This window comes from Brevibacterium sp. BDJS002 (assembly GCF_028201555.1).
Taxonomy (GTDB): domain Bacteria; phylum Actinomycetota; class Actinomycetes; order Actinomycetales; family Brevibacteriaceae; genus Brevibacterium; species Brevibacterium aurantiacum.
In genome coordinates this window covers 2,592,479-2,611,748 of record NZ_CP116392.1, presented here as the reverse complement: position 1 = coordinate 2,611,748, position 19,270 = coordinate 2,592,479, and the positions used below count along the sequence as shown (strand labels likewise).

Annotated in this window: 17 protein-coding genes and 2 pseudogenes; 14 read left to right on the top strand and 5 right to left on the bottom strand. The window is 62.6% G+C overall.

Features of this window, described 5'->3' with window-relative positions; all coding sequences use genetic code 11:
* Positions 1-9: 9 nt before the first annotated feature.
* From PGC08_RS12190 to PGC08_RS12130, 13 genes and pseudogenes are all read left to right on the top strand, one after another.
* Complete coding sequence (locus tag PGC08_RS12190; protein WP_009883079.1) at positions 10-1,146, top strand: hypothetical protein; 1,137 nt, start codon at positions 10-12, stop codon at positions 1,144-1,146.
* A gap of 8 nt (positions 1,147-1,154) precedes the next feature.
* Positions 1,155-2,837 (top strand): CTP synthase, encoded by a 1,683-nt coding sequence (locus PGC08_RS12185; protein WP_069600337.1) that lies wholly within the window; start codon positions 1,155-1,157, stop codon positions 2,835-2,837.
* Between the two features lie 11 nt (positions 2,838-2,848).
* On the top strand, positions 2,849-3,496 hold the full coding sequence (locus PGC08_RS12180) for an NUDIX domain-containing protein (protein WP_127362149.1): 648 nt from the start codon (positions 2,849-2,851) through the stop codon (positions 3,494-3,496).
* A 9-nt stretch (positions 3,497-3,505) separates the two neighbouring features.
* Positions 3,506-4,452 (top strand): annotated as a pseudogene (xerD, locus tag PGC08_RS12175) (site-specific tyrosine recombinase XerD).
* 39 nt (positions 4,453-4,491) lie between these two features.
* Positions 4,492-5,361, top strand: a complete 870-nt coding sequence (locus PGC08_RS12170; RefSeq protein ID WP_009883086.1) for a ParA family protein — start codon at positions 4,492-4,494, stop codon at positions 5,359-5,361.
* Between the two features lie 8 nt (positions 5,362-5,369).
* The gene (locus PGC08_RS12165) at positions 5,370-6,254 is read left to right on the top strand and encodes a segregation and condensation protein A (RefSeq protein ID WP_083248756.1); all 885 of its coding nucleotides are present in this window, start codon (positions 5,370-5,372) and stop codon (positions 6,252-6,254) included.
* On the top strand, positions 6,251-6,883 hold the full coding sequence (scpB, locus tag PGC08_RS12160; protein WP_009883088.1) for an SMC-Scp complex subunit ScpB: 633 nt from the start codon (positions 6,251-6,253) through the stop codon (positions 6,881-6,883). Before PGC08_RS12165 ends, scpB begins: the two co-directional genes overlap by 4 nt.
* A gap of 18 nt (positions 6,884-6,901) precedes the next feature.
* On the top strand, positions 6,902-7,762 hold the full coding sequence (locus tag PGC08_RS12155) for a pseudouridine synthase (RefSeq protein WP_029416991.1): 861 nt from the start codon (positions 6,902-6,904) through the stop codon (positions 7,760-7,762).
* Positions 7,759-8,859: a prephenate dehydrogenase gene (locus PGC08_RS12150; protein ID WP_101557487.1), complete on the top strand. Its 1,101-nt coding sequence runs from the start codon at positions 7,759-7,761 to the stop codon at positions 8,857-8,859. Before PGC08_RS12155 ends, PGC08_RS12150 begins: the two co-directional genes overlap by 4 nt.
* Complete coding sequence (gene cmk, locus PGC08_RS12145) at positions 8,856-9,515, top strand: (d)CMP kinase (RefSeq protein ID WP_009883092.1); 660 nt, start codon at positions 8,856-8,858, stop codon at positions 9,513-9,515. The genes PGC08_RS12150 and cmk overlap by 4 nt, the downstream gene beginning before the upstream one ends.
* Positions 9,512-11,022: pseudogene (gene der, locus PGC08_RS12140) on the top strand (ribosome biogenesis GTPase Der). Before cmk ends, der begins: the two are co-directional and overlap by 4 nt.
* A complete protein-coding gene (locus PGC08_RS12135) occupies positions 11,023-12,402 on the top strand; it encodes an AI-2E family transporter (protein ID WP_271708492.1) in 1,380 nt (459 codons plus the stop codon).
* Between the two features lie 106 nt (positions 12,403-12,508).
* Complete coding sequence (locus PGC08_RS12130; RefSeq protein ID WP_009883096.1) at positions 12,509-13,129, top strand: L-threonylcarbamoyladenylate synthase; 621 nt, start codon at positions 12,509-12,511, stop codon at positions 13,127-13,129.
* A gap of 179 nt (positions 13,130-13,308) precedes the next feature.
* Here the strand turns inward: PGC08_RS12130 and PGC08_RS12125 are convergent, their stop codons facing one another.
* The 5 genes from PGC08_RS12125 to PGC08_RS12105 all read right to left on the bottom strand — a co-directional run bounded on the left by PGC08_RS12125 (position 13,309) and on the right by PGC08_RS12105 (position 18,051).
* Positions 13,309-14,013, bottom strand: a complete 705-nt coding sequence (locus tag PGC08_RS12125) for an ABC transporter ATP-binding protein (protein WP_009883097.1) — start codon at positions 14,011-14,013, stop codon at positions 13,309-13,311.
* A complete protein-coding gene (locus tag PGC08_RS12120) occupies positions 14,013-14,786 on the bottom strand; it encodes an ABC transporter ATP-binding protein (protein WP_009883098.1) in 774 nt (257 codons plus the stop codon). The genes PGC08_RS12125 and PGC08_RS12120 overlap by 1 nt, the downstream gene beginning before the upstream one ends.
* Complete coding sequence (locus PGC08_RS12115) at positions 14,783-15,859, bottom strand: branched-chain amino acid ABC transporter permease (protein WP_271708491.1); 1,077 nt, start codon at positions 15,857-15,859, stop codon at positions 14,783-14,785. Before PGC08_RS12115 ends, PGC08_RS12120 begins: the two co-directional genes overlap by 4 nt.
* Positions 15,856-16,722, bottom strand: a complete 867-nt coding sequence (locus PGC08_RS12110) for a branched-chain amino acid ABC transporter permease (RefSeq protein WP_009883101.1) — start codon at positions 16,720-16,722, stop codon at positions 15,856-15,858. Before PGC08_RS12110 ends, PGC08_RS12115 begins: the two co-directional genes overlap by 4 nt.
* A 102-nt stretch (positions 16,723-16,824) precedes the next feature.
* Entirely contained in the window at positions 16,825-18,051 is a 1,227-nt protein-coding gene (locus PGC08_RS12105; RefSeq protein WP_096161092.1) for an ABC transporter substrate-binding protein, read from the bottom strand.
* Between the two features lie 422 nt (positions 18,052-18,473).
* Between PGC08_RS12105 and PGC08_RS12100 the strand changes: the two genes are divergently transcribed.
* On the top strand, positions 18,474-19,217 hold the full coding sequence (locus PGC08_RS12100; protein ID WP_069600331.1) for an SDR family oxidoreductase: 744 nt from the start codon (positions 18,474-18,476) through the stop codon (positions 19,215-19,217).
* Positions 19,218-19,270 lie beyond the last annotated feature (53 nt).

The following is a 19,270-nucleotide window of genomic DNA, read 5'->3' as shown; positions in this document are numbered from 1 at the left end:
GATGAGGAAATGAGCGAATCCGGCGAGGTCCACCCACTCAGCGCAGACACGAGGATTCTGCATGTGCTCGCCGAAACTACGGGTCCCGTTGTCGAAGTGGCGAAACTCGCAGTGCTCGGGCATCTGCGCGCAGGCTTCAAGGTAGCGGTCGCCGCCCACCGTTCGCTGTTGGGCACCTTCGGAGTCCCCGAGGAACTGGCAGACAACTTCCGTGAGATCGAACTCGCGGCCAGACGACGCTTCACGCTGGCAGATCCCAACACCGCATTCACTCTGCACAAGTACTACCAGCACGTGGACATCGTCCACGCCCACGGACTGCACGCCGCGACGCTCGCCGGTCTGGCCTTCACCGGCCTCCCGGCCCGCCTGCACCCGAAGGTCGTCGCAACGGTCGAGTCCTTCGACGCGGCCAACGTCATCGAGAAGACCGGCGCCGAGATCGTGGGCCGCACCGCGACCGCGATTCTGGGCACCACCGAACCCGTCGTCGACTACTTCGGGGAGAAGGTCCCCGTCGTCGAACGGGCCGAACTCGTCCACCCGGACATCGACGTCGACCTCACCGTCAGGACACCGCGCGCACAGGTGCGCAAGGAACTCGGCGTCGAAGAGGGCACCTGGATGGTCGCCAGCCCTATCGCCCTGCGCGACCACACGGCACTGGCCACCGTCCTCGACGCCGCCGACCAGATCAACACGAAACGGCCCGGACGTCCCGTCGTCACGGTGCTCACCGGCACCGGCAAGGACCGGAGCACGATCGAGTCCGCCTTCGCAGACCGACACGTCATCGTCGCCCCCGCCAGTGACCTCGTCGACGTGGCAGCCGCCGCGGACGTCGTCATCGCCAGCGAGACCATGACCGGACTCAGCCATGAGGACCTCATGCAGCTGTCGAAGCCGGCAGTCTTCATCGGCAACACACGACGTGCAGGCATCTGGGGCGCGGCGGCGAAGGCCGTTGCCGCCGACGACACGGACGCACTTCTGAGTGAGATCAATCATCTTATCGACGACCCAGCCGGACGCGGATCGCAGGCTGTAGCCGCGAAGAAGCGCGTCATCGACGTGAACAACGGGGCCGCGATCTCTGCGACTCTGCTTGATCTCTACGCCGAAGTCGCCGAATCGTCGGATTCGTGAGCCGGACTTTGATAGAATCAAATCCCGTGGTGAATCGAACTGGCCCAGGCGGCACAAATACGGCAAAGCACATCTTCGTCACGGGAGGCGTTGCCTCTTCGTTGGGCAAGGGACTGACGGCTTCGAGCCTCGGTCACCTGCTCACTCAGCGCGGACTCTCGGTAGCAATGCAGAAGCTGGATCCCTATCTCAATGTGGATCCGGGAACAATGAATCCCTTCCAGCACGGTGAGGTCTTCGTCACCGAAGACGGTGCTGAGACCGATCTCGACATCGGCCACTACGAACGATTCCTCGACGTCAACCTCGACGGCGCGGCCAATGTGACGACCGGACAGGTCTACTCCTCGGTCATCGCCAAGGAACGTCGTGGTGCCTACCTCGGTGACACCGTGCAGGTCATCCCGCACATCACCGATGAGATCAAATCACGGATGCGGGCCCAGGCCGAACGTCCTGTCGAGGAACGTCCCGATGTCATCATCACCGAAATCGGCGGCACCGTCGGCGACATCGAATCCCAGCCCTTCCTCGAAGCAGCACGTCAGGTCCGACACGACATCGGCCGCGACAACGTCTTCTTCATCCACGTCTCACTCGTGCCCTACCTGGGACCCTCCGGTGAGCTGAAGACGAAGCCGACGCAGCACTCGGTGGCCGCACTGCGCTCGATCGGCATCCAGCCCGACGCGATCGTGCTGCGCTCCGACCGTGAGCTGCCCGACTCGATCCGCACGAAGATCGCCTCTTCCTGCGACGTGGAATCCGACGCGGTCGTGTCCTGCGTGGACGCACCGAGCATCTACGACATCCCGAAGGTCCTCCACGACGGAGGCCTCGACGTCTACGTGATCCGTCGTCTCAACCTGCCCTTCCGCGACGTCGACTGGACGAAGTGGGACTGGGTACTCGAACGCGTCCACAATCCCGCACACCATGTGCGCATCGGCATCGTCGGCAAGTACATCGACCTGCCCGACGCCTACCTGTCCGTGACCGAAGCGCTGCGTCACGGCGGCTTCGCCAACGACGCTCGCGTCAAGGTCGAATGGATCCAGTCCGATGACTGCGAATCCGAGGACGGCGCGGCTGAGAAGCTCTCGGGCCTCGACGCGATCTGCGTGCCCGGCGGATTCGGCATCCGCGGCATCGAAGGCAAACTCGGTGCGCTGAAGTACGCACGCACCAACGGCATCCCGACCCTGGGACTGTGCCTGGGCCTGCAGTGCATGGTCATCGAGTACGCCCGCAACATCGCCGGAATCGCCGATGCCTCGTCCTCCGAGTTCGACCCCGAGACACAGGTCCCCGTCATCGCGACGATGGCCGAGCAGCTCTCCATCGTCGAAGGCGAAGGCGACCTGGGCGGCACCATGCGCCTGGGCACCTACGAGGCGAAGCTCGACGAAGGCAGCGTCGTCGCCGGAGTCTACGACTCGACGCTCATCACCGAACGTCACCGTCACCGCTACGAGGTCAACAACTCCTACCGCGAGGATCTGGCCAAGGCCGGTCTCCGGTTCTCGGGCACCTCACCCAGCGGTGAACTCGTCGAATTCGTGGAGCTGCCGGAATCTGAGCACCCCTACTACGTGGCGACACAGGCTCACCCCGAGCTCAAGTCACGTCCGACCAAGCCCCACCCGCTGTTCTCCGGACTCGTGGCAGCGGCGCTGAAGGCCCAGAAGTAGTCAGGATCAACGTGAGCGATCTGCGCGACGAAGCCTATACGCCGGACATCACCGACTCCGAGGTCGTCTACCACGGTGCGGTGTGGAACATCCGACGCGAGACCTTCGACCTGCCCGAAGCAACCGGGCTGGTGCGCGACATGATGGCTCACACCGGTGCTGTGGCGATCGCGTGCGTGGATGAGCAGGAGCGGATCCTGCTCATCCAGCAGTACCGCCACCCTGTTCGGGCCAGGCTCTGGGAAGTACCGGCCGGTCTCCTCGATGTGCCCGACGAGGAACCCTTCGCCGCGGCCCAGCGGGAACTGGCTGAGGAAGCCGATCTGAGGGCCGCCCGCTGGGAGGTCCTCACCGACTCCTGTCTGACGCCCGGCGGCAGCAGCGAGACGATCCGGCTGTACCTGGCCCGGGACTTCGAACTCATCGCCGACGAAGACCGGCACGAACGCAGCGAAGAGGAAGCCGGCTTCAAATTCCGGTGGGCCAGTCTCGACGAGGCACTCGACGCTGTCAGCGCCGGTGAGATCACAAACTCGATCGCACAGCTGGCCATCCTGCAGGTCGCCCGCATCCTGCGCGCAGAAGCCGCCGGCGAACCCACCAGGACTCGCAGCGTCGACGCGCCCCGCCGCCTCATCGACGGCCGACCGCAGGCCTGAGGGCACGCCATGGCCCGGCACGGTGCCGAACTTCTCCCCGAACTTCCGGCGTCGCTGGCCCGTGCGTTTGAGACGTACCTGAACTCGCTGCGCTTCGAACGTGGGCTCTCGCGAAACTCCATCGACGCCTACGCCCGTGACCTCGCCAGGTACGGCACCTGGCTCAACGGGCAGGGGATGAGCCACCTCGGCGAGGTCGAACGCACCCACGTCGAAGCCTTTGCGCTTCACCTCCTCGATGAGAACCTGGCGCCACGGACCCGAGCACGAGCACTCGTCGCGGTGCGCCGGTTCCACGGATTCGCCCTCGGTGAGGGACTGGCGGCCACAGATCCGGCCTCCGAGGTCAGCCCACCGCAGGAAGGGCTGCGACTGCCCAAGGCTCTGTCTCTGGACGATATCGAAGCGATGCTGGCAACCACCGGCGGTGAGGAACCCTCACAGATCCGTGCGGCCGCGCTGCTCGAGCTGCTCTATGCGACCGGGGCGAGGATCTCCGAGGCCGTCGGTGTCTATCTCGACGATCTCGACCTCGAGACCAGCCTCGTGCGCCTCTACGGCAAGGGCGGGAAGGAACGGATCGTGCCCTTCGGTTCCCACGCCGCCACCGCTCTGGGCGCCTGGGTATCACGGACCAGGCCGAGCATGGCCGCGAAGGCCAGATCATCGGCACCGGCCGGGCCCTGTTCCTCAACGCCCGGGGAACTCGCCTCTCACGCCAGACCGCGTGGCAGATCGTCAAGGACGCCGGGGAACTGGCGGGGCTGGAGGCCGAGGTGTCACCGCATACGTTCCGACACTCGTTTGCGACACACCTGCTCGAAGGCGGGGCCGATATCCGCGTTGTCCAAGAACTGCTGGGACACGCCTCAGTCACGACCACGCAGATCTACACCAAGGTGTCGGAGGAAACATTGCGGGAAGTGTACGCGACCTCGCACCCTCGGGCGCGGTAGGGTTGGACCAGAGAGCAATGAAAGGTGGCCATCCGAGTGATGAATACGCAACAGGCGTTGGATATTCCCAAATCGAAATCCACTGTCCCCGAGCAGCAGGACTTCGACGAACCAGCACCGCTGGACACTCATGGGCCCGCCCGCATCATCGCGATGGTCAACCAGAAGGGCGGCGTCGGCAAGACGACCTCGTCGATCAACCTCGGCGCCTCACTGGCCGCCTACGGGCGCAAGATGCTCCTCGTCGACTTCGACCCGCAGGGCGCACTGTCCGTTGGGCTGGGCGTCAACCCCTATGACCTCGAGATCAGCGTCTACAACCTGCTGATGAACTCACGTCTTGACCCCCACGAGGTCATCGTCGGCACCGATTTCGACAACATCGACATCCTCCCGGCCAACATCGACCTCTCCGCCGCCGAAGTCCAGCTCGTGGGCGAGGTCGCCCGGGAGCAGATCCTCTCCCGTGTGCTGTCCAAGGTCGCCGACGAATACGATGTCATCCTCATCGACTGCCAGCCATCCCTGGGCCTCCTCACTGTCAACGCGCTGACGGCCGCGCACGGCGTCATCATTCCGCTCGAGACCGAGTTCTTCGCCCTCCGTGGTGTCGCGCTGTTGGTGGAGACCATCGAGAAGATCCAGGACCGGCTCAATCCCTCCCTCGTCGTCGACGGGATCCTGGCCACGATGTTCGACTCGCGCACGCTGCACTCCAAAGAGGTCATGTCGCGTGTCACGGAGGCCTTCGACGACAAGGTCTTCGAGACGGTCATCAACCGCACTGTGAAGTTCCCGGATGCCTCGGTCGCCGCCGAACCGATCACGAGCTTCGCTCCCAAGCACGCAGGCTCGGAAGCCTATCGTCGCCTGGCCAGGGAGCTCATCGCCCGCGGAGGCGCACCCTGAGCGAGACCGTGCACGAGGGGTTCCAGGTTGAGCTGGAGAACTTCTCCGGTCCCTTCGACCTGCTCCTCGGCCTGATCTCGAAACGTCGCCTCGACGTCACAGAGATCGCCCTCGCCGAGGTGACCGATGAGTTCATCGCGTACACGACGAGTCTCAGCGAACGCACCGGTGCCAAAGCCGGTTCCAGCCTCGCCGAGATTTCCCAGTTCCTGTTGGTGGCCGCGACCCTCCTCGACCTCAAGACGGCGCGACTGCTGCCCAACGAGGACGGCGAGGAGGAACTCGACCTCGAACTGCTCGAAGCTCGTGATCTTCTGTTCGCCCGGCTCCTGCAGTATCGGGCCTATAAGTCCGTGAGCAGATTCTTCGCCGAAGCCATGGCCGCGGGGTCGGTCAGGGCACCACGCAGCGTCGGACTCGAACCCGAATTCCAGGACGTGCTGCCCCCGCTGCAGATGCACATCGGTCCCGGTGAGCTGGCCGGACTCTACGCAACCGTGCTCCAACGCGACCACACGCCCCCGAGCGTCGCCGTCGACCACATCCATCTGCCGCTGGTCAGCGTCTCCGAACAGCGCGGCCACATCCTCAGCCTGTTGCGGGCCGGGGACCTGGACTTCCAGAAGCTCCTCGACACCGCTGACAACACGCTGGTCGTCGTGGCCCGCTTTCTCGCGTTGCTGGAGCTGTTCAAAGTCGGCCTGTGTGACTTCGCGCAGGAGGAGCCGCTGGGGCCGCTGCTCATCTCCCGCACCGACTCCACCGACGATGGGGTCGACCTGCGAACCGAGGGGGAGTGGGACGGCGCTCCCGTGAAGGAATACGGTGGCGAAGAATACGCGGGCGGCGTCAACGAGGAAGACACTGCCGAGAAGGAAGAGGGACCGGCATGATCGACGATGAAATCCTGGCCGGGATCGAGGCCGTCCTCATGATCAGCGACTCCGCTGTCTCGGTGACCGAACTGGCCACCGCCCTCGGCCTCGATGAGGACACCGTTACCGATGCCATCGCCGAGCTCAAGGCCGACTACGACGGCGGGGAAGACCGCAGGCAGCGCGGATTCGAGATCCGCCTCGTCGCGGGAGGCTTCCGCATCTTCTCCCGCGGGGACTATCACGAGATCGTCAAGGACTTCCTCACCTCCGGACAGAGCGCGAAGCTGTCGCAGGCCGCACTCGAGACCCTGGCCGTCATCGCCTACCGGCAGCCGATCTCGCGCCCGCGCATCGCCGCCATCCGCGGGGTCAGCGTCGACGGCGTGATCCGCACCCTGCTGCTGCGCGGACTCATCGTCGAAGCGGGCAAGGAGGCGACCACCTCGGCGCTGCTCTACACCACTACCCACCAGTTCCTCGACGCCCTGGGAATGAACAGCATCGACGACCTGCCGGAGATTGCTCCGTACCTCCCCGAGGACGCCGATGTCGCCGAATTGGGTGCCGACAACACGGAGGTTCTGGCCTCCGTGGAGGACGAGATGGCCGATCTCGACGATGAGATGTCACGAGTTGACGATTGATTTGAGAGAATGGACATTATGAGTCCATACCGTGATCCCCGAGCGCCAGGCGGGCGCAACAATCGTCCGACCCGAAAACAGCGATCCAGCACCTCTGCACGAGGCTCCCAGCGGTCGCAGTCAGGCACGGGCGAGAAGTCGGATGCCCATGTCAGCGGGGGTGTGAGACTGCAGAAGATCCTCGCCGAGGCGGGCCTGGGCTCACGTCGTGCATGTGAGCAGCTGATCCTCGACGGACGGGTCGAAGTGGACGGTTCCATCGTGACCGAGCTGGGCACCCGAATCGACACCGAAACCCAAGCCGTGTACGTCGACGCAGTGAGAATTTCGACACAGACTCAGAAGGTCTACCTCGTGCTGAACAAGCCGGCCGGAGTCGTGTCGACGATGAGCGACCCGGACGGGCGCCCCTGCCTGGCCGACTACGTCAAGAACCGCGTCGACCGTCTCTTCCACGTGGGACGACTCGACACCGAGACCGAGGGACTCATCCTGCTGACCAATGACGGGGAGCTGAGCAACCGCTTGGCTCACCCGCGCTACGAGATCCCCAAGACCTACCTGGCCCAGGTCCGGGGACAGCTGGCCAAGGACGTGGGCTCTCGCCTCAAGGCAGGCATGGACCTCGACGACGGCTTCGTCAAGGTCGATTCGTTCAAGCTCGTGGATTCGACTCCCGGCAAGTCCGTGGTCGAACTGACTCTGCATTCGGGCCGCAACCGCATTGTGCGCCGCCTGCTCAAGGAGGTCGGCCACCCGGTCGAACGTCTGGTGCGCACGAAGTTCGGTCCCATCACCTTGGACGAGCAGAGGCAGGGCAAGATCCGCCCGCTGCGTTCGGACGAGATCGGCGAGCTCTTCGAGGCCGTCGGCTTGTGAGAATCCACATCATCGGCACCGGTCTGCTGGGCGCGAGCCTCGGACTGGCGTTGAGTGCACAGAAGTACCAGGTCAGCCTCGAAGACACCTCACCGACCGCCCAGCAGCTGGCGGCGGATCTGGGGGCTGGGACTGTCGGTTCTGCACGTTCCGACGTCGAGGATCCGGAGATCGTCGTCGTCGCCACTCCACCGGATGTTGCCGCGCAGACGATCGCGACGGCGCTGGAGACCTACCCGAACGCCACGGTCACGGACGTCGCCAGCATCAAGACCCGCCTGCTCGAAGCGGTGCGGGAACTGGTCGGCGAGGCCGAACTCAGCCGCTACATCGGGTGTCACCCGATGGCGGGCCGGGAGAAGTCGGGGGCGATCGCTGCCAGGTCGGACCTGTTCACGGCCCGACCATGGGTGATCTGCTCGGATGAGGACACACCGGGCAGCCGCCTCGGCGAGGTCGTCACGATGGCGGAAGCCACCGGTGCCTCGGTCATCCATCTTGATCCGCGCATCCACGATGCCGCGGTCGCGAAGGTCTCACACGTGCCGCAGGTCGTCGCCTCGCTGGTGGCCTCGCAGCTGCGTCATGCGCCGTTGGAGGAAATTGAATTGGCGGGGCAGGGGCTGCGCGATGTGACCCGTATTGCGGCCTCGGATCCACGTCTGTGGACGCAGATCTTGGCCGGGAACTCCGAGGAGATCCGCTCGGTGCTGCTGGATCTGCGCACCGAACTCGACGAGGTCATCACTGCTCTGGAATTGGGCCCCGGCTCGACAGGCGCACTGGCCAAGGCCATTGCGTTGGGCAATGAAGGTCACGATCGGATTCCGGGCAAGCACGGACAGGCTCCGACCAAATATGCTGTAGTCACGATCTTGGTTCCCGACACCCCGGGAACTCTGGCCACACTGTTCAAGGACATCGGTGACCTGAACATCAACGTCGAGGACTTCCGGATGGATCACGCGCCGGGTCAGAAACTCGGGATCGTCGATGTCTCGGTGGTGCCGGCCACCCAGCAGGAACTTGAAATCGGTTTGTTGTCGAAGGGATGGCAGATTCCCGAATCCGCCATCGAGAAAGAGGGAATTGCATGAGCGTCGTCGCCATTGACGGACCAAGCGGGGTCGGCAAGTCGAGCACCGCGAAGGAAACGGCCCGCCGATTGGGCTACAGTTACCTCGACACGGGTGCCATGTACCGTGCGATGGCCTGGCTGTGCCTCAACCGGGGCGTGACCGACCCGGTCGACGTCCTCGAACAGGTCCGCGGGGTCGATCTGGAGATCTCGACCGATCCGGACGAGTTCTTCGTCTCCGTCGACGGAATTGATGTCAGCGAGGAGATCCGCGAACCCGAGGTGTCGGAGAACGTGCAGACCGTGTCTGCCGTCGTCGATGCCCGCGAAGAGCTCATCGACATGCAGCGGACCATCATCGCCGCGGCACCGGAGGGAATCGTCGTCGAGGGACGTGACATCACGACCGTCGTGGCCCCGGACGCTGAGGTTCGCATCCTCATGACCGCCCGTGACGAGGTTCGCGTGGCCCGCCGGGCCAAGGAGCTCCACGGAAACGCCGACGCCGAGGCTCTCGCCGCCACCCAATCCCAGGTCACCGGCCGTGACGCCAAGGACTCAGCGACAACGAGCTTCTTGGAAGCCTCCGAAGGTGTCTACACACTCGATACCAGTGACATCGATTTCGACCAGGTGGTCGAGACGGTGCTGAAACTGGTGAAGGACTCACAATGACTGATTCAGAATTCCACGAGAACCCGGACGAGCATCTGGCCGAGCGTCTCGAGAGCATCAGCGACGAGGAGGCCGAGAAGAGGGCGACTGCTCTCGAAGCCGGTCTCTCCAGCTATGACCTCGAAGACGAGGACCGGGCACTGCTCGACGCCTACGGTTTCGAGTTCGAAGCCGAAGAGACCCGCGGGGCTGACCCCGTCCTGGCCGTCGTCGGGCGCCCCAACGTGGGCAAATCGACCCTGGTCAACAGGATCCTCGGCCGCCGTGAAGCCGTGGTCGAAGACGTCCCCGGAGTCACCCGTGACCGGGTGAGCTACCGGGCGGAATGGAACACGAAGGAATTCACCCTCGTCGATACCGGCGGTTGGGACTCGGACTCCAAGGGCATGGCCTCGCGCATTGCGATTCAGTCCGAAGTCGCCGTCGACATGGCCGACGCCGTGGTCCTCGTCGTGGATGCCACGACCGGACCGACCGCGACCGATGAAATGGTCGTGAAGATGCTGCGCCGGAAGAAGAAGCCCGTCATCCTCGCCGCCAACAAGGTCGACGACGAACGCGGCGAGCTCATGGCCGCCGAACTCTGGGGCCTGGGCCTTGGACAGCCGTTCACGGTGTCCGGCCTCCACGGTCGCGGGGTCGCTGACCTCCTCGAGAGGTGCTCACAATCCTGCCCGAGGTCTCTGCCGTCGAAACCCGCATCGAAGAGGGCGGTCCGCGCCGGATCGCTCTGGTGGGGCGACCAAACGTCGGAAAGTCCTCCCTGCTCAACCAGCTCATCGGTTCCGACCGTGTGCTCGTGGACAACGTCGCCGGCACCACCCGCGACCCGGTCGACGAACTCATCGAGCTCGGTGACAAGCAGTGGCGTTTCGTGGACACCGCCGGCATCCGTCGTCGTGCTCACCAGGCCAGCGGTGCTGACTTCTATGCTGCGCTGCGCACCCAGACCGCTCTGGAACGCGCGGAGCTGGCTCTGGTCCTCCTTGAGGTCCAGGAGCCCTTGAGCGAACAGGACGTTCGCATCGTCACGACGGCGGCTGAAGCCGGCCGTGCCGTGGTGCTGGCGTTCAACAAATGGGATCTTCTCGATGACGAGCGTCGCTACTATCTCGAGCGCGAGATCGAGCGGGACCTGGCTCATGTGGCCTGGGCTCCGCGAGTGAACATCTCGGCCAAGACCGGACGCCACGCCGACAAGCTGGTCCCCGCGATGGAGGCGGCTCTGGAGGGATGGGACACACGCATCCCAACCGGGCGACTCAACGCATTCCTCGGTGAACTGGTCGCCGCGAACCCTCACCCGGTGCGCGGAGGCAAGCAGCCGAGGATCCTGTTCGGAACCCAGGCACAGTCCCGGCCACCGAAGTTCGTGCTCTTCACCTCCGGATTCCTCGATCCGGGGTATCGTCGTTTCATTGTCAGGCGTCTGCGTGAGACGTTCGGGTTCAAGGGAACTCCCATCGAGGTGTCGATGCGAATCAGGGAGAAGCGGAAAGGGCGCTGAGTGAGCGTTGACGGGCAGTTCCACGGGCAGCGACCGGAGCTGAATCATCGTGAGCAGCAGCCTGAGCTGACTCGTGAACAACGTCCTTGGCATGCCAGCCGGCCTGCCAGGGCGCTTGTCATCGCGTTGACGATCGCCGGTCTGGCCTATGCCCTGATGTTCTTCAAAGGACTCCAGGACATCGTCGCTCCGGTGTTCCTGGCGCTCAACTTCTACATCGTCGTCTATCCGCTGCAGAAGTATCTGACCAAGCTGAAGGTGCCGCGTGCGATCGGAGCCACCATCTCGGTGCTCCTCGTGCTGGTGATGATCTTCGGCTTCTTCGGGCTGACGGCATGGTCCGTTGCCGAACTCGTGCTCCTCATCCCCAGCTACGGTGAACAGCTCGTCGCGACCTACCAGAGCGCACTGTCGTTCCTGTCCGATATCGGTGTCACGTCCTCAGTCCTCCAACAGCAGTTCCAGCAGTTCAACGTCAGATCCCTCATCGACGCTGTGTATCCGCTGCTGACCAATGTGTCGTTGGTCGCTGGGCTGCTGACCACTGTCGTCATGGCAGTGTTCTTCGTCGCCATGGACTCCATGGGCATCGACCGGCGCATGCTGATGCTCCTCGACGTCAAGCCCTCGCTGGCGGCCTCACTCGGCGGTTTCGCCAGTGGGGTCCGACGCTACTGGGTCGTGGCCACGGTCTTCGGCCTCATCGTGGCTGTCCTCGACGTCATCGCTCTGGCGATCATCGACGTCCCGCTGATCTGGGTGTGGGGCGTGCTCGCGTTCCTGACGAACTACATTCCCAACATCGGGTTCGTCATCGGCCTCATCCCTCCGGCGCTGCTCGCTCTCGTCGACAGCGGTTGGCAGTCGGCGCTGTGGGTCGTCATCGCCTACAGCGTGCTCAACTTCGTCATCCAGTCGATCATCCAACCGAAGTTCACGGGCGAGTCGGTCGGGGTCACACCATTGGTGTCCTTCCTGTCGCTGCTGTTCTGGGTGTGGGTGCTCGGATGGCTCGGCGCGCTCCTCGCGCTGCCTGCGACGCTTCTGCTCAAGGCGCTGCTCGTCGACGCAGACCCGAAGGCCAAATGGGTGAACATTCTTCTCGCCTCGGACCCGACGACTGCGAACAGTTCTACGGGGGAACCACCGGTGTCACCAGTGACCGAGTCATTGGGCGACACTCTCGGATCGCCGTTGGGGATGTCTGATTCTGAAGAGTCGAAGACTGACGGTTCGAGGCGTGCGGATTCGCGGCCCGCGGATTCGCGCCCGGCGGACTCGCGGCCTGCGGAGGAGTCTGCCGCGTCAGCTGCCGACGAAGATAGCCTGACTACGCCGCACAGTGAAGCCGAGCAGGACACGTCCGGACCGAAGAACTGACCCGATAGCTCGGCAGACGAAGTCTCTGGCGGTCGGGACCGCAGAATTGTGCGATCGATTACGTCATGCCTCTCGCCTCGTATGCTGTGAGTGGTTAGCATGAAGTATGGCGACTGTACTGAATATTCATCCTGAGAACCCACAGAACCGAATGATCGAGAAGGCCGTGCAGACTCTGCGGGACGGCGGACTGATCGCCTACCCCACAGACTCGGGCTATGCCCTGGGCTGTGCCTTGGACAATAAGGCCGGAATCGAGCGGATCACCCGCATCAGGCAACTGGACTCGAAGCATCACTTCACTCTGATGTGCCGCGACTTCGCCCAACTGGGACAGTTCGTCATCGTCGACAACTCTGACTTCAGGGTCATCAAGTCGATGACTCCGGGGCCCTACACATTCATCATGAAGGCGACGAAGGAAGTTCCACGTCGCATGATGCACGCTAAAAAGCACTCGGTCGGTGCACGCATTCCTCAGAATGTGACAGCACTGGCGCTCGTTGAAGCAATGGGCGAGCCCATTCTGTCATCGACCCTGCTGCTGCCCGGCGCCGAGGACCCGCTGACCCAGGCCGACGAGGTCGTCGAACAGATCGGCCACGAACTGGACGCCGTCATCGAATCCGGAGTACCGGGCAACGTCCCGACCTCCGTCATCGACTTCACCGGTCGGGAACCAGTGGTTGCCCGCGTCGGAGCCGGAGACGTCTCCCGCTTCGAATGAGCTTCAGCGGTTCATCGACTGCGGCGGTTCACTTCGACTCATGGCAGTGCTCCTTCGACCGGTAGCAGTGCTCCATCGACCTCTGGTGCCTCGCAGCGAATGCGAAGCACCAGAGGTCGAAGTCGTCTGAGAGCTGCGCCTGTGCCGAACCGTGGGCGTGATGCGTGTGCCCGACCGGTTCACAGTCCCAGGTAGGCCGCCTGCACTTGAGGGTTGTCGAGCAGCTTCTCGGCATCGTCGGCAAGCACGACTCGTCCCTCAGCCAACACATATCCACGGTGGGCGATCGCCAAGGAAGCCTTGGCATTCTGCTCACTGAGCAGCACGCCGATTCCGTTCCTGTTGATCTGTGCAATCGATTCCAGCACCTGTTCGACAACCAGGGGAGCCAGGCCCATAGACGGCTCGTCTAAGATCAGCAGGCTGGGGTCTGACATCAACGCGCGACCGATCGCCACCATCTGCTGCTGTCCGCCCGAGAGCGAACCTGCAGGCTGGGCCGACTTCTCCTTCAAAATGGGAAACAGCTCGAGGACTTCATTGAGGATCTCCTCGGTGCGGGTGCGATCCCTGTGCGGGTACGTGCCCAAGCGGAGATTCTTCTCAACCGACATCTTCCCGAACAGGTGCCGCCCCTCGGGGCAATGAGCGATGCCGCGTTTGACGATGGTGTTCGGCCGAGTTCGTTGGATGGGGTGCCCGTTGTATTCGATCGTTCCCGAACGCGTGCGCAGAAGTCCGCTGATGGTCTTGAACAAGGTGGTCTTTCCCGAGCCGTTGGCTCCCAGGATCACCGTCAGCTCACCGGGCTGGGCAGTGATGCTCACCCCGTGCAGCACGTCAGTCGCGTCATAGCCGACGCTTATGTTCTCCAGCGAGAGCATCAGTTCTCCTCATCCTTGGTCGATCCCAAGTAGGCACGAATCACGTCCGGATTGCTCTGGATCTCCGCGGGTGAGCCGATCGCCAGTTTCTGACCGTGATCGAGAACGAGGATCGTGTCTGCTAGGCCCATGATCATCGACATCTTGTGTTCGACCAGCAGCACCGACACCCCGCGACCGGGCAGAGAGCGAATGAGATTGCCGAAGTCCGTGGTCTCCTCCTCGGGGATGCCTCCAGCAGGTTCATCGAGGAGTATCAGCTCAGGTTCGGTCGCCAATGCCATCGCGACGGCCGTGCGCTTCTGCACTTCCTGCGGAACATTGGACGCAAGGTCGTGCCGGAATTCGGCGACACCGCAGAAGTCGAGCGCTTCGAGCGCCTTGTCCTGATTGAGTGCCGATTCCCGGCGATGCCGCGGAGTGTGGAAGATCGCGTCGAAGACATTGGACTTGGACCGGACGATGCGACCGGCCAACACGTTCTCCAACAGTGTGGAGTCGTCGAAGAGGTGCGTCGTCTGGAAGGTTCGCGCAATTCCCCCGTTGACCGAGTTGTGCGGAGACGAGTGGGTGATATCCCGCCCGTTGAAGGACACGGTCCCAGCGGTGGGGCGATAGAACCCATGGATGAGGTTGAACAGAGTTGACTTGCCGGCACCGTTGGGACCGATCACAGCGGTGATCTGTCCTTCCTGCACATCGAGGTCGACATTCTTCACGGCATCAAGTCCGCCGAAGCGTTTCCCGAGGCCTCTGATTTCGAGCAGCGTCACTTCTTCTCCTCGGTCGTGGTGATGGTGTCGGCGGGAGCTCCTCGGTGACCGGCAGCGTCAGCGCTGCTCGGAGTGCCGGCAGGAGTTGAGCCGTCCTTGCGAGCGGAGCCGATTCGTCGCTTTCGCGCTCGTTTGTCGATGAACCCACCCAGGTACCCCACGACTCCGCGCGGGGCGAAGATCACGAGTGCAATGATGATGGGCCCGAGCACGATGAACCGGTAGGCCTGGAAGTCCTGGAAGAGTTCGAACAGGAACGTCACGATCATGGTGCCCACCAGCGGCCCGGCCACAGTGCCCATGCCTCCGACCAGGATGAACATCAGAAACTCGAATGTCTTGTCCACGGTCGCAGCATCGGGGCCGATGAAACCGACGACGGAGGCATAGAGGCCGCCGCCGATGCCGCCGAAGAAGGCTGACGCAGCGAAGGCGAGCTGCTTGCTCAGCCCCACATTCACGCCGATCGCGTCGGCAAGGTCCTCGCTGGTTCGAATCGTCAGCAGTGTGCGACCAACGCTGGAGCGACGGATCGCATACGTGACGTAGACGCAGGCCAGAAGGATGATGAAGACGAGATAGAACATCGCCGTCGGGTTGCTGAAATCGATCAGATCCCCAGCCTCGGGGAACTTCACATTGTTGACTCCGGAATGGGCGTGAGTCACCGATTCCCATCGGCTGATGGTCAGATAGATGATGAAGCCGATGGCCATCGTGAAGATGGCGAAGTACTCGTCCTTCGTACGCAGTGCGATGAGTCCGCACAGGTAACCGATGGCGGAGGTGCCGACCACGCCGACGAGGAAGGCCTGCCAGAATGACCAATCGAAATCCGTCGTCAGCAATCCGACCGTGTAAGCCCCGATGCCGAAGAAGCCACCCTGGGCCAGCGACAGCTGCCCGGTGAAGCCGAGGATGATGTTCATGCCGTAGACCGCGATCGCCGAACACAGTCCGACGGTGATCACGCGCATGATGTAGTTCTCGTCGCCGAAAGCCACCGGTGTCAGGGCGATGATGAGCAGCACAGCCAGTGTGCCGAAGATGCGGGGATTCTTCAGTGCATTCATCGCTGCACCGCCTTTGCGAACAGGCCTGTGGGTTTGATCGCGAGCACCGCCACCAGAACGATGAAGGCCACCGCTTCTCCGACAGCCGAGGAGATATAGGTTGAGGTCATCGTCTCCGCTATCGCCAGCGCGAAGCTGCCGACGATGGCGCCCGGCAACGATCCGAGGCCGCCGAGGATGATGATCGCAAACACCTTGAGGTTGAGCGAGTCACCCATCGTGGGGGAGAGGAGGTTGATGGGAGAGACGAGGCCGGCCGCGATTGTGACCAGAAGCGCGGACAAGCCAAGAGTCAGCATCGAGACCATGGCGGGGTTGATTCCGACCAGAGCCGATCCTGTCCGGTCTTGTTCGATGGCTTCGATCGTCTGGCCGTGGATGGATCGTTTGATGAACCATGTCAGCAGAGAGAGCACGACGACTGCAGTCACGATGATCACGATGCGCTGTGCGGAGATCTCAGCGCCCAGAATACGCAGGCTTCCCGAGATCGGTGTCTCCATCCGCCGGAAATCGGCGCCCCAGATCGCCTGCGCCACGGCCTGGAAGAAGAACATGGCGCCGATGGCCGCAATCATGTGATGGGTGTGCGGTGAGTTACGCAGAGGGTGGAAGACCAAGCGTTCGAGCAGCACACCGAGGACGAACAGGATGAGTGCTGCAATGCCGATGGCTGCCACATAGGGCACTCCAACCGTGGTCAGGAAGAAGTAGGTGACGTAGGCGCCGAGCATGTACAGCGAACCGTGCGCCAGGTTGGGGATGCGCAGGACGCCGAAGACTAGGGTGAGACCGATTGCTGCAAGGCAGTACACACCGCCGAGTGCAACGCCGTTGAAGAGCTGTTGGATGAAAAGGGTCATGAAGCGAATCCTCACAGGACGTCAGACGGCGCCACAGCGGGGTATGAAGCTCATACCCCGCTGCGGGAAGCGCCGACAATGGTGACTACTAGACGATGGTGACTACTTGGCGTCGGATACCTGCTCTACGGGTACCTTCGTGTACTTCTCGTCCTTGTCGAGGTAGGTGACCTCCAGCTCAGGGTTGACCAGGTGGCCCTCATCTGAGATTTCGGTCGGGAAGCCGTTGACCTTGTACTTGTCATCGACCTTGCTGAGTGCGTCGGGGATCGCTGCCCGAATCTTCTCTGGATCGCTGGTTGTACCCGCTTCTTCCATCGCCTTGGCGATGATGGCGATGCCCTGATAGTTCAGCGCAGTCTCGCTGGTCGCGACCTTCTTCTCACCGGCAACTTCCGCGAAGTGCTTGAGGAAGTCCTTTGTGCCCGGATCCTCGTATTCCTTGACTGGCAGCACTCCAACGGAGTTCGTCAGGTTCTCGAGCTTGGTCACGGTTGCCATCTCGTCGAGTTTCGCCTGGTCCATCACAAGGAAGCTGCCCTTGAAGCCCTGCTTCTTCGCCTCTTCCATGATCAGTGCGGTCGGCTGTGAAGGGCCACCGACGAAGATGCTGTCCGGCTTCTCTGACAGCGCCTTCGAGACTGGGCCGGCGAAGTCCGAGACGGTGGCATAGTCAATGCTGTTGTCTGCACCGATTTTGCCGTCGGCCTTCTTCCACTCGTCCGTGATCGCCTTCGTCCACTGCTGACCGTATTCGCTCTGGGTGCCGAGCAGAGCGAGCTTCTTGCCGCCATGCTTCATTCCCTGCTCAGTGAACGGTTTGGCATAGGACTCGAAGTTCGGCGGAATCATCATCGTCAGCGGATTGTCGGCCTGCACGATGGCAGGATCCGAGGTGTACGCGGAGATCAAGAACTTGGAGCGACCGTCGTTGATCTGCTGGATCGCCTTGATGGCCCCGGCATTGGGGGAGACGACAACAGGGGCTTTGTCCTGATCTGCCAGTCGCTGTGCATTGCTGGCTGCGGTGGACGGCGCATACTTGTCGTCGAGGGACTTGAGCTCGATGGTGACCTTTTTCCCGTCGACTTCGAGCCCATCTTTGTTGAGATCGTCGACAGCCATCTGGAGTCCGGTCTGGACGTTCTCTCCATAGGCTGCCCCTCCGCCGCTCAGGGGACCTGTATAGCCGATGACTACAGATTCATCGCCGCCTCCGGAGTCTCCGCTTCCACCGCCCCCACCGCATGCGCCGAGAGCCAGTGCAAATGTGCTGATGACGGCCGCAGCAAGCACAGGACGGCTCGCCCTTCGCGGGATTGAGGTCATCTTTTCTCCTTTGAAAAGTGAGACGGAGCAACAGCGCTCCTTTAAATTGTCGGGATGCCTGAATAGGCCCCGAAGCCAATCTGAACGAATATTCGATTGAGGCTTAGAATGGAACCTATACATCATCAAATGTGATGTCAATCCCATTTTGGAAATCGTTGACTTTTGTTCTCACACCGCGATGCGGTGCAGTCTGGTCGGCTCGTGTTGTGCTCCTGTGGTGGCCGGAGCTGGGGTCGGTCGCCCAGGGTGCGGTGTTGAAGTGAGCATTGGTCGGCAGTCGGCGGGAAGTCGAGATCCCAATTCCTGAGCAAACAATCGTTCAGTGAGAAATGTGGTCTATGGTGGAAGTTGCGAGAGGTGAGATCCACATCACTGTTGTCGCGCCCAATCACGAACCAGCATTTCGGAGGAAAATCGTCATGACTCGGACAGCAATCGTCACAGGTGGCGGCCGCGGCATCGGAGCCGCTATCGCCCAGCGCCTGGCAGCAGACGGAATGAACGTTGCGATCCTCGACATGGGTCCGACTGAAGATACGGTCAAGGCCGTTGAAGCCGCAGGCGTGAAGGGGCTGGGGATCGACACCGATGTCTCCGACGAAGCCTCCGTCGAGTCAGCAGTGAAGACCGTTGCCGAAACTCTTGGTGCGCCGACAGTCCTCGTCAACAACGCCGGCATCCTGCGAGACAACCTGCTGTTCAAGATGACGCACGAGGAATTCCAGAAGGTCCTCTCCGTCCACCTCGGCGGTGCGTTCCTGATGGCCAAGGCAGTTCAGGCCTACATGGTCGAGGCCAAATACGGGCGCATCGTATCGATGTCGTCGACATCAGCGTTGGGCAACCGTGGCCAGACGAACTACTCCGCGGCCAAAGCGGGAATCCAGGGAATGACGAAGACCTGGGCGATCGAGCTCGGCAAGTTCGGAGTCACGGCCAACGCGATTGCTCCCGGCCTCATCGAAACCGACATGACCAAAGCCACCGCTGAGCGGATGGGCGTGAACTACGAAGACTTCATCGCAGCGGGAGTCGGACAGATTCCCGTTGCGCGCACGGGAAAGCCCGAAGACATTGCTCACACGGCATCATTCCTCGCCTCAGAGGGAGCCGGCTTCGTCTCCGGCCAGGTCATCTATGTCGCTGGAGGGCCGAAAAACTGACCAACAGCGGACTCCGGTCCCACTGGCATTCTGGTCTCACAGACACTTTGGTC